Here is a 10,872-nt window from a genome sequence, read left to right on the forward strand (position 1 = left end):
GATCACTCCCACTGCGCGAAGTGCGGTCACGAGCTGGGGAGCGTGGCCGCGTGAGGCCCGCCATCACGCTCTGGTCGGACAATCGGGACGCCGCGTACGGGTCTGGGGTGGTTCGCAAGCTGCGCACGATCGGYTACCGCCGGATCTCCGACGACCGYGAAGGGCTGGAAGCCGGGGTCACCCGCCAGGACGAGGACATCCGCGAGCTTGCCGMMCGGCGTGACGACGTCGACCTGATCGACGTGCTGACCGACAACGACCTGTCGGCCACGAAGGACTACCGGCCGGAGTTCGAACGCATCCTCACCATGGCGCAGGCCGGCCAGATCGACGCGGTAATCGCGTGGACGTCGAACCGCTTCCTACGCAACCGGCCCGACCGGATGCGCGTGATCGAACTGTTCAAGGCCCGCAACGTCATGCTGATCCCGGTCCGGGGCACCACCATGGACTTCACCTCCGCTGACGGCCGGATGATGGCCGACATCATCTTCTCGATCGACGCGGGCGAGGCCGAACGCACGGCGGAGCGTGTCTCGCGGGCCGCCCAGCAGCGGGCAGAGCAGGGCCGCCACCACGGCGGACCCCGGGCGTACGGCTACGGGCCGATCGTCGCCACCGACCACACCGGCAAGCCCGTACGGGACTTCCACGCGGTCATCCCCGAGGAGACGGCGGTCATCCGCCGTATCGCCGCCGACGTGCTGGAGGGCGTGCCGTTGGGCGCCATCGCGCGGCAGCTTCAGGCGGACGGTGTGGCGACCGTGACGGGCCGTCCGTGGGACCCGACCACACTCAAGGAGATGATGGTCAACCCGCGTCTGATCGGGATGCGCGGCTACCAGACCCGCAGCACGCGGCGCAGCACGGGCGCCATCGCGGTCATGGGCCCGGCGGCGTGGCCCGCTGTGCTGGACGTCGACACGTGGGAGCAGATCCGGGCGATCCTSACSGACGCMYSGCGGCGGACCAACACCRAYGCGCAGAAGSTKCGGCGCMTGCTGGCGGGGTTCGTCTACTGCGCSTCSTGCGGGCACAARCTGACCGGGAACGGCACGAACGGSACVCGSCTSTACTGCCAGCGGCGTGACGGCCGCTGTCCGGCCAAGGTCCGAATCGGGGAAGCCTTCCTCGTCGGGCTGGTCTCCCGTGCCGTGCGGGGGCGTCTCGACGAGCTGGTTCTCCAGCCCGCCGCGACGGAGGACCCTGGGGCCGCCGAGCTGGCGACGTTGGAGGCCCGCAAGAGCGCGCTGGCGGACCGGTGGGCGTCCGGGAAGATGGACGACGACGCCTACGACGACGCCCACAAGGCCATCGTCCGCCAGATCCGCGAGGCCGAGGCCCGCAGGCACACCAGCGCGCGACGGCGCGCCACGCTGCCCGTGAACGGCGCCGCGGGCTGGGACGGACTCGGCGAGGACATCGCCGCCAAGCGGGTCATCCTCACCCAACTGATCGACGGCGTGATCGTCGGCGGGGACGGAACCGTCGAGGGCGACAAGGCACAGCGCGTACGGATCGTGTGGCGAGACCTCAACGACCCCCGGTAGCCCCCCACCACCGACGAAGGCCCCCGGCATCCGCCGGGGGCCTTCGCCATACCTGCCCGCCATGGCGGCTGAGAGCCACGCTGGCACGCCGAACCGCCCTTCCGGTCCCCTCTTCCCCGTCCTGCCGCGTCCGTGGACTCGTTGGCGGGCCGAGCATGCGGGGCCGACAGGCCAGCGGGAAGTGCCACCGTCACGGGGGCGCCGTTGCCCGCGCCGTGACGGCGGCACGCTGTGCACGATCTCGGCAGCTCGGACGGGGCGCGCGGACCCGTGCGAGCAAACGCCCCCTATGAGCCAGGATGCGATGGCACAGCGGGATCGTGCAAAGCCAGCGACACAGCACATCGGCGACACCAGGGCGCTGACCTGCGACGCTGTGACACGCGCGGCCGATGCCAGCGATCAATGGTCCACATTGACTAGTCCACCATGGCTATCTTCCGCTGGGCGTCTGACCTGCACAGCGATCTTGGGTGGCAACCGCGGTTGTCGGACCGCTCGCCGGCAACGACCGTTGTCACGCCGCTTCGATGGATCGCGCGGAGCAACGATGCCCACGAGTAGTCCGGCCGCCGACAGCCGAGCCAGGCCGCCCGCTCGCGGCCGATGGTCGGGTGACCTGTGGTACCCCAGCGCCTCTCTCCGCGCCGCCGTCCTGGGAGGCGATGAACGGTCGCCAGGCCGGCGAGGGCTCCTGCCGCCGCTGCTGTCGGAGGCGGTAAGTTGGTCGCAAAGCTGCCAGCGTGGCTCCGCGAGGCTTCGCTGAACGTACGGCATCAGGTTGAAAGGGGATCTCCCGGTGGGCTCCGTCGAGGCCGCACGTCGACCGATCTAGCCGAGCCGCCCGTCAAGGGCTGGCTCGGCGTCGTTCGGTGCGTGACGGCCTGTCGCCGTCGGTCGGCTACTTTCCAGTGACGGAGGTCTGTCCCCGTGGATCATCTTTCTCGTGTCTTCGCGCGAACACTTCGCGACGATCCCGCCGAGGCTGAGACGGTCAATCACAAGCTGCTGGTTCGTGGTGGGTATGTCCGGAAGGTGGCTTCCGGGATCTATACCTATCTCCCTCTCGGGCTTCGCGTTCTCCGTAAAGTCGAGGAGATCGTTCGGCAGGAAATGGCGACGGCCGGTTGCCAGGAGTTTCTGATGCCGGCGTTGATGCCTCGGGAGTTGTGGGAGCGGACCGGCAGGTGGGCCAACTACGGCGACCTGATGTTCAGGGTGGTGGACCGCAAAGGGGCGGAGTTCTGCCTTGGTCCCACTCACGAGGAGCTGGTGACCAGCCTCATCGCGAACGAGATCAGCAGCTACCGGGAACTGCCGCTGAGCGTCTACCAGATTCAGACCAAGTACCGGGACGAGTTTCGGCCGAGGTCTGGCCTCATTCGTGCGCGTGACTTCGTCATGAAGGACGCCTACAGCTTCCACACCGGTCTGGACTCGCTCCGAGAGACATACGGCGTGATGTACGACGCCTACGAGCGTGTGTTCACCCGCTGTGGGCTTCGCTTTCGAGCGGTGGAGGCTCAGGCTGGCGAGATCGGGGGAGACGTGAACCACGAGTTCATGGCCCCGAGCGAGATCGGTGAGGATCTGTTCGTCTATGCCCCGGACGGYAGTTATGCCGCGAACATGGAGGCCGCGTCGAGTCAGCGGCCCGTCGAGGTGGAGCCTGGGACACAGCCGCTCCAGCGGGTCCACACTCCCGGGGTTCCGGGAGTCGAGGAACTCGCCGCGCATCTGGACATACCGGCAGCCCGGATTCTCAAATGCGTCCTGTACAAGATCCCGCGCTCTGGTGACGAACGGGCTCAGATCGTAGCTGCCCTCTGTCCGGGCGACCGGGAGATCAACGAGTACAAGCTCACGACGGTTCTCGGGGCGGCGCCCACGCTCCTTGATGAGAACGACTTTGCGGCCAGCCCCGGCCTGGTCCGCGGGTACGTCGGGCCGCAGGGGCTCTCGCCCCATGTAAGCCGGATCGTCGCGGATCATCACGTGGCGGCCGGACGGGACTGGTGTACCGGTGCGAACGAGATTGACTATCACGTCACTGGGTGCAACCGGGGACGTGACTTCGAGCCGGACGAGTACGCAGACGTGACCAATGTCAGACCGGGTGACCCGTCTCCGGATGGCACGGGTCCGCTCGCGGTCGAAAGATCGGTCGAGGTCGGGCACATCTTCCAGCTCGGCACCAAGTATTCCGTGCCGCTGGGCGCGACGTTCCTTGACGACAACGGCAGAGACGCGCCTATGGTGATGGGGTGCTACGGCATCGGCATCAGCCGGATTCTCTCCGTCGTGATCGAGCAGCACCACGACGAGAATGGCGTCGTGTGGCCGGCGGCGCTCGCCCCCTATGACGTAGAAGTGATTCCGCTGGGCCGGAAGATCGATTGGGATGTGGTCAGATCGGTCGCCGGGCCTCTGGAGGCGGAAGGGCTTGACATCCTCGTGGATGACCGGCTMGGAAGTTCCGCCGGAGTGAAGTTCGCGGATGCCGATCTGATTGGGTGTCCGGTACAGGTTGTCATAGGGCGCCGTGCAGCAGAAGGGATCGTCGAAGTCCGCGCTCGGGACCGCTCGGTCGTGACCGAGGTCGACATCACGGATCTACCCAAGACGGTGGAGCGTCTCCGCCGCAGTCTGTGACTTCGTTCTACCGTGCCTGTTCGTGGAACATTTCGGTCGTGAACCATTCGGGGTGAAGACGTAGAAACTTGACTACGCTCCGCGCCTGGGTCTCGTAGCTGCCCAGCGCGCGGAGCTTGTCAGGGATTACATCCGAGATGTCATGGMACCGATTCGGTGGTACCCGCAGTCGATTGACCTCCGTGGGCGGCAGGTAGCCAGGGCGGGGATCTTGMCGGTACTCGGTCGGGTCGGCAAAGGTGAGTAGCCGTGCCGGCTCCCATTGGCTTCGCCGAACCGCGTCCAGGGTGGCATGGTGGCTGGCCACGTGGTCGGGGTGTCCGTTCATCCCGTTGGCCGGAAACGTGATGATCTCGTGAGGCTTTCGATCGTTAACGAGGTCGCAGAGTTCTTCGGCGACGCGGGCGAGATTCTCCCCAAGGGTGCCGTCCGGGTAGGTCAGTAAGAATGCGTCCGTGACGCCGAGTACCGACATGGYTGTCTCGAACTCGCGTCGGCGGTGGGTGGCGAGTTCGGAAGCGCTGCACACGCCGAGCGTCCGGCCCGCTTCGCCATGGGTGAGCGTGACTACGGTCACATGATGGCCCCGGCGGGTGGTCTGTCGGATGGTGCCACCTGCGTAGAGCGTCTCGTCGTCCGGGTGCGGCACAACCACGAGCAGGTCGGTCATGGAGAAAATCGTCTCACGGGCTCCGCATCGCTGGTAGCCTTGGCCGTCCCTTCATCTCGCTCAACAGGCGCGGGGGTTGGAATTGGCCTACATGAGGGCGTTGGACTTTCTTGACGGCCGTCGTCACATTGTTCGTGCGAACCTCTGCCGCGGCTGTTTCATGAACGAGAATGAGGGCGACTTGCCGTCGATTCTGCGGCCGGTCTACGACGATGGGGAACTGACCGTCCRCCAAGACGCGGAATGGYCGGTTCCCGGATTCATGGTGGTGGKCGTTCGGCCGCATCTCGCCACGATCGCCGATCTTCCGCTTGAGTTGGCGTTGAGGACCATGACCGTGATGAGGGCTGTCCGTACGATCATGCGCGACGATCTCAAGCTTGCCGCGGTTCAGACCTACCAGGAAGACAAGTTCGTCCGGCCGCACTTCCATGTTTGGATGCTGCCTCTGTGGCCTGAAGTGCTCCGGCAGCACGGCATAAATCCGCGGATCTATGAGTCGAACATCGCGGAGTACATCCGATTGTTTTCCTTTCCGGCCATGGAAGCCGAGATCACCCGCTGCGCAACGGTTATCCGCGAAGGCTTGAGAGAGGGGCTCGCGGCGTTCGACTGACGTTTTCGCTATCCCCTGCCGCGGAATTGGCACTCCAGTCGGGAGTTGTTATGAGGATTGCACAGGTCGCGCCTCTGTGGGAGCCTGTTCCGCCCGCCAGATATGGTGCGGTCGAATCTCTCGTCGCAAGCCTTTCACAGGAACTCACGCGGAGAGGTCATGACGTCACGGTATTCGCTTCCGGTGACTCAACGCCGGCCGGTAGGCTCGTAGCGGTCCACCCGCGCTCGCTTAATGCCGACTCCGTCGTCRTCGAGCCCGAGGCTATTCGCCTTGCACAGATGGTCGAAGTGCTGAGCCGAGCGGACGAGTTCGACATCATCCACTCCCATCTCCACTCGAACTCCGGCTTGTTGGGAGCGGTGGCCTTACGTGAAATACGCAGTAAGACGCTGCACACGGTGCACTGCTACGTCAATGCCGACAACCGCCGACTGCTATCGAGTGTGATCGATAACAAATATGTCGCGATCAGCGACTACCAGCGTCTTTCCGACCCCTCCGTCGGCTGGTATTCTCGGGTACGCCACGGACTGGACATCGATGAATTCCCCTTCCGTGGGCAGCCGGAATCCCCTCCGTATGTTGCCTTCCTGGGGCGCCTCCGCCCTGAAAAGCGACCTCACTTTGCCATCGAAGCTGCGTTGAGCGCGGGTATTCAGATCAGAATAGCTGGCAGAATCAAGCCTGCCGACCGAGAGTTCTTCGCCAGGGAGATTTCCCCACGGATCGACGGCGAGAAGGTGCAGTATCTCGGTGAACTCGGGTTTTCGGACAAGGTGCGTCTCCTGGGCGGCGCGCGGGCGACGGTCATCACAAGCATCCTTCCCGAGCCGTTCGGACTGGTTGCCATCGAATCGATGGCCTGCGGCACGCCGATCGTAGGCACCCAGTCCGGCGCGGCCCCCGAGGTAGTCCGGAACGGCGAAGGCGGCCTGATAGCCGGATGCGACGATTCCTTTCCTGGCCTGCTATCGGAGGTGACGGAGGTGGACAGGGAAGGGTGCAGGAGGCTCGCCGCGGAACTCTACTCACTGGGCCGCATGACCAACGAGTACGAAAAACTCTATCGGGCCGTTTTGACCGCTTCGCGGTAAAGGACATCCCTGGTTGGCTTGACCTTGAGAAGGACGAATGCGTCGCAGCATCATCTTGACGGCCGGAAACGGGTGTTTCGTCGCCTGCCCCGGTTGTTACAACCACTTCGCTCGGGATCTGGTCGAGACCGGGGTGATCCTAAATTTTTTCCGGCGACTCCACGCTGAACTCGGTGTTCGCAAGGTCACGGTCGGCGGCGGCGATCCCCTTACCAGGCCCGATGTTATCGATCTGCTCCGAGGGCTTCGAGAACTGGACCTTCGCATTCATCTCGACACGGTGGKGACGGCTTTCCTGCGAGATGCAAGAATCCGTTTCATGGGCAACGGAACGGTACCCAGGATCGAGCCGGAGGCTGTCGCGCGACTGGTAGACCTCGTCGGTATCCCCTTGGATGGCGTCGATGATGACACGATCGCTTCGTTTCGCAGGTTCGGATCGGCTGCCGACCAGGTCGAATGCCTGTCGCTTCTTGAATCTGCGGGAGCCCGGATCGGGGTAAATACAGTCGTCCACAAGCACAACATCGGCTGCCTTGGAGTCATTGCGGAGACCCTGGCAAACTTCGGCGGAATACGACAGTGGCAGCTATTCCAGTTCATGCCGAGTGGCCCTCTCGGCAGTAGAAACCGCCGCTATTTCGAGATCGAGGATGGGGAATTCGACCAAGCGGTCAAGGGCCTTCAGGAGCTGCTCCCGAACATATCGGTCACGGTGAAGTCCAACACGTTCCGCAAGAACGGGTACCTGCTGATCGATGGGAGTGGGACCGTGTGGAGTCCACTACAGAACAATGACGTGGAATGGAACCACGCGGACGGGAACGCGGAACGGATCGTCCATGGCAACATCAGGGATGCGAACCTGATCGAACGCCTTCCCCGAGACTGACTGCCGAATTCCGGACGGCGCAAGGAAAGCCGTATCACACCATGACGTCGCCACGGCTGATCGTGCCCGCTCGGCGATCATAGCAAGCGGGCGTCGCTGGGCGGGGGTGCCCCCCGCCCAGCGACGCCCGCACGCCCAGTACCGGTGGTCGCCGGTCCTGTGTCAGTGGTCGAACTCGCCGTCGCGGACGCCCGCGACGAACGCGGCCCACTCGGCGGCGGTGAAGACGAGGGTCGGGCCGCTACGGTCCTTGGAGTCCCGGACGGCTCGGCCGCCGTCGGGGAGGTCGGCAACTTCGACGCAGTTGCCGCCGTTGCCGTTGCTGTAGCTGCTCTTGCGCCAGTGAAGCTGGCTGTCACGTAGCGTGCTCATCGTCGGTACCTTCCATCGCGTCTGCGATCACACGTCGCGATGCGTTCTCATCGTAGGCGGATGCCCGGAGCCTATCCATCCGCTCTCGGTACTGGCTGACGTCTCCGGGCCGGTCAAGGTAGAGGCTTCCGGTTGCCTGGTCGATGTAGACGATCTCCGGTGCGTTGTCGCCGTCCGGGAAGCCCAGCAGCACGAACGAGCCGCCCATGCCCGCGTGAGCGCCCAAGCGGAATGGAAGCACCTGAATCGTGATACCGGGACGGCGGGAGATGTCGATCAGGTGGACGAGCTGGGCGCGCATGACGTCCGGTCCGCCCACCGTGCGGCGGACAGCAGCTTCGTCGAGGATCACCCAGAGCTGCGGCGGCGGGTCGGCGGTCAGTACCTTCTGACGGCCAAGCCGGAGTTCGACGGCGCGATCGATCTCCGCGTCGCTGACCTGTGGCGTCGCGGCCTGCATCACCGCGCGGGCGTAATCGGCGGTCTGGAGCAGGCCGGGGACGAGCAGTACCTCGAACGTCGCGATGTAGCTCGCTTCGGCTTCGAGCCCTACGTAGACCTCGAACCAGCGCGGCACGACGTCGCCGTAGGTGTGCCACCAGCCGGGCTGTCGGGTCTCCTTGGCCAGCGCGAGGATCGCCTCTCGGCGGRCCTCGTCGGTGATGCCGTAGGCGTGCAGGAGATCGCTGACGTCGATCGCGCGGAACGAGACGAGTCCGTTCTCCATCCGACTGATCTTGGCCTCGGAACCGCGGATGGCCTTCGCCGCTTCCGCTGCGGTCAGACCGGCCGCTTCGCGCAGTTGCCGTAGTTCGAGGCCGAGTCGGCGTCGTCGGACCGTTGGCCCCGATCGTGCTGCCACGTCCCCTCCACTGCATGTTGACCAGGTGACGTCACAGTCTGGCACCGTCGCGTCCCTCCCTGGCCACAGGGATCACAACAAGTTCAAATGTACTTCCGAGCGTACTTGCATCCGGAAGTGCACAGGGTCATGATGCCCTGGCAGGGGACGATCCGTGCAGATCAGGTCACGCAGGCCGCACCACGACGCGGGCTGTCCCCCGCACAGTCCGCTGTCCCCGCCGGACGTACCGCCGCAAGGCAAGGCCCGGCGGGGACAGCGCCAGGCCAGCGACGACGGGCGGGGATGATCTTGTGTGCCATATCGACCGGACACCGGCCAGACATGATCARGGGCTCGGCATGCCAGCGGCCGAGCCGTCGCCGGTGGTCCGGGTGGCCGTGGCGCACTTCCCTCCGACAGCCGCCGCTGTCCCCGAGGTGCGCACGAGYACAGTCCGCACGCTCACGGAATGGTCGGTGGACCCGGACGCCGTCAGCAGTGCCKAACTCGTCGTGTGTGAATTGGCCTCGAATGCGGTGAAAGCGAGCCGCCCGGAAGACGTGGTGGCCATACGGCTTACCGCCACAGGCGGGAACGTCCTTGTCGAAGTGTGGGACGGGAACGACACCGCTCCCCGTATCGAAAGCCCGGACGTGTTCAGCGAGGACGGACGTGGCCTGCTGATGGTCGACGCGCTGTCGCGCCAATGGTCGTGGTGGAGAGTAAAGACCGGCGGAAAAGTTGTCTGGGCCGAGATTCCCGGTGGTTTGCAGGCCACGCCGCCGCCGACGCAGGCCGCTACGCCGATGCCGACGCGGCGACCGAGGGTCGGGCCGCAGCCTACGGCGCCGGTCGCCTACCGCACCGACCCGGAGACCCTGCGGCGGGTCGCTGACGCGCTGCGCGCGCTGGACCCGTGGCACCGGACCCCCTCCGGCCGACGCTCGCTCGAAGCCATCGCACACACGGCTCGACGCATCGCAACCTGACCGGGAAAGGGGGAACATGGGGCGAGCTGGTGGAAGAGCGGAACAGAATGCGCTACGGGTCCACCTGTTGCACGCGGGAATGACCCAGACCGAGATAGCCGATGAGTTCATCCGACGTTATCGGCTCCGTCCCCGCGCCGCTTTCCGTCACGCGCACGGATGGACGCAGCTACAAGCCGCCGACCATATCAACCGGCAAGCGGCCCGTCTCGGCCTTGACCCGGACGGCAGGGCTTCCATCACCGGTCCCTATTTGTGTGAACTGGAGCATTGGCCGGATACGTCCGCGCGGCGAAGGCTCACCCCGCAGATTCTCGCGCTGCTGGCGACCGCGTACGGCACTGACGTTCACCGGCTGGTGGACGCCTCCGACCGCGTGCGGATGCGGCCGGCTGACCGGCTGGTGATCGACGCCATGACGTGCGTGCGCCAACCGGCCACCTGCCCCCGCTGCCGCCGCCGGGAACCCATCGCGACGCCCCGGATGCCGAGGGCGCGGCCGGACGCGCTGGCGTCGTCCGGGCGCCTCGCTGTGTCGGCATACCCCCTGCCGATCGGGTAGCCGTACCGGTCGCCGTGCCGATCTCCTGTTTGAGTGGCTACCCGGCAGAGCGCCGCTGGCGCAGGCCACCGGTTCCGCTGGGGTTGCCCAAGGCCAGCCCGACTCGTACCCCTACAGGTCACGTGTTCACATCTGGACGGCCATGGCCCCGGCCGCTGGGCATCCGTGGACCCGCAGACGCCCGTAGGTCCGCTACATTTTGTTTTGTCAGAATTGTCCGACTTCCCGCCGGTCCGCCCACCGGACCCCCTATCGGCCCGCCCACCGGACCACCCGTAAAGACGGGTGGGTCTGCGATGCCGTACTGGCGCAGGTCACAGCCCCTTCCACACCCACCCAAGCACTCCGCGACTGAAATACCCAACGGGTACTGTTCAAAGTTTAAGAGCGGGCCGCGGATGCGTGATGTGGTCCCTTTCCGTGCCGTTCTCCGGTAGCGACGACAGCTCGCGCGCTTTACGGCGAGCGACAACCGTAGCTGTCGGACCTTCCTGACAGCGGCGTCTGGCGTGGACGCCAGCAGGCCCGCAGGGAACCCCTCTTTGCTGTGATCTCGCTCACAGACGCGAGGGCGCTTTGAGATGAAATGCCCCAATTGCCGGATGTCCCAACCGATGCCCCGTCCGCG

General features: G+C 65.5%; 10 protein-coding genes. 7 read left to right on the top strand and 3 right to left on the bottom strand.

Annotated features, from left to right (window positions below):
• The first annotated feature begins 50 nt into the window (after window positions 1-50).
• The gene (locus tag Manayef4_RS17250; RefSeq protein ID WP_070132265.1) at window positions 51-1,550 is read left to right on the top strand and encodes a recombinase family protein; all 1,500 of its coding nucleotides are present in this window, start codon (window positions 51-53) and stop codon (window positions 1,548-1,550) included.
• Window positions 1,551-2,480: 930 nt separating this feature from the next.
• On the top strand, window positions 2,481-4,202 hold the full coding sequence (locus Manayef4_RS17255; RefSeq protein ID WP_043592187.1) for a proline--tRNA ligase: 1,722 nt from the start codon (window positions 2,481-2,483) through the stop codon (window positions 4,200-4,202).
• 7 nt (window positions 4,203-4,209) lie between these two features.
• Here the strand turns inward: Manayef4_RS17255 and Manayef4_RS17260 are convergent, their stop codons facing one another.
• Window positions 4,210-4,872, bottom strand: coding sequence for a PIG-L deacetylase family protein (locus tag Manayef4_RS17260; RefSeq protein ID WP_070132266.1), 663 nt, complete (start codon window positions 4,870-4,872; stop codon window positions 4,210-4,212).
• A 160-nt stretch (window positions 4,873-5,032) separates the two neighbouring features.
• Here Manayef4_RS17260 and Manayef4_RS17265 point away from each other — a divergent pair, with 160 nt between their 5' ends.
• Genes Manayef4_RS17265 through Manayef4_RS23300 form a run of 3 tightly spaced genes read left to right on the top strand, consistent with a single transcriptional unit; the run spans window position 5,033 to window position 7,477 of the window.
• Complete coding sequence (locus Manayef4_RS17265) at window positions 5,033-5,488, top strand: hypothetical protein (protein WP_139140117.1); 456 nt, start codon at window positions 5,033-5,035, stop codon at window positions 5,486-5,488.
• 50 nt (window positions 5,489-5,538) lie between these two features.
• Window positions 5,539-6,585, top strand: a complete 1,047-nt coding sequence (locus Manayef4_RS17270; protein WP_070132268.1) for a glycosyltransferase family 4 protein — start codon at window positions 5,539-5,541, stop codon at window positions 6,583-6,585.
• Window positions 6,586-6,622: 37 nt separating this feature from the next.
• On the top strand, window positions 6,623-7,477 hold the full coding sequence (locus Manayef4_RS23300) for a radical SAM protein (RefSeq protein ID WP_083282522.1): 855 nt from the start codon (window positions 6,623-6,625) through the stop codon (window positions 7,475-7,477).
• Window positions 7,478-7,639: 162 nt separating this feature from the next.
• Here the strand turns inward: Manayef4_RS23300 and Manayef4_RS17285 are convergent, their stop codons facing one another.
• Both Manayef4_RS17285 and Manayef4_RS17290 read right to left on the bottom strand, forming a co-directional pair.
• A complete protein-coding gene (locus Manayef4_RS17285) occupies window positions 7,640-7,849 on the bottom strand; it encodes a DUF397 domain-containing protein (protein ID WP_043591665.1) in 210 nt (69 codons plus the stop codon).
• Window positions 7,833-8,711, bottom strand: a complete 879-nt coding sequence (locus Manayef4_RS17290; RefSeq protein WP_070132270.1) for a DUF5753 domain-containing protein — start codon at window positions 8,709-8,711, stop codon at window positions 7,833-7,835. The genes Manayef4_RS17285 and Manayef4_RS17290 overlap by 17 nt, the downstream gene beginning before the upstream one ends.
• Before the next feature lie 341 nt (window positions 8,712-9,052).
• Between Manayef4_RS17290 and Manayef4_RS17295 the strand changes: the two genes are divergently transcribed.
• The gene (locus Manayef4_RS17295; protein WP_070132271.1) at window positions 9,053-9,682 is read left to right on the top strand and encodes an ATP-binding protein; all 630 of its coding nucleotides are present in this window, start codon (window positions 9,053-9,055) and stop codon (window positions 9,680-9,682) included.
• Between the two features lie 79 nt (window positions 9,683-9,761).
• Window positions 9,762-10,244: a hypothetical protein gene (locus Manayef4_RS17300; RefSeq protein ID WP_070132272.1), complete on the top strand. Its 483-nt coding sequence runs from the start codon at window positions 9,762-9,764 to the stop codon at window positions 10,242-10,244.
• The last annotated feature ends 628 nt before the right edge of the window (window positions 10,245-10,872 follow it).

The sequence above is a fragment of the Frankia sp. CgMI4 genome (genome assembly GCF_001756285.1).
GTDB lineage: Bacteria > Actinomycetota > Actinomycetes > Frankiales > Frankiaceae > Frankia > Frankia casuarinae.

Excerpts from the sequence above, each read along its gene's own strand:
- Manayef4_RS17285 (WP_043591665.1), bottom strand. The coding sequence starts at position 7,849 with ATGAGCACGCTACGTGACAGCCAGCTTCACTGGCGCAAGAGCAGCTAC.
- Manayef4_RS17300 (WP_070132272.1), top strand. The coding sequence starts at position 9,762 with ATGACCCAGACCGAGATAGCCGATGAGTTCATCCGACGTTATCGGCTC.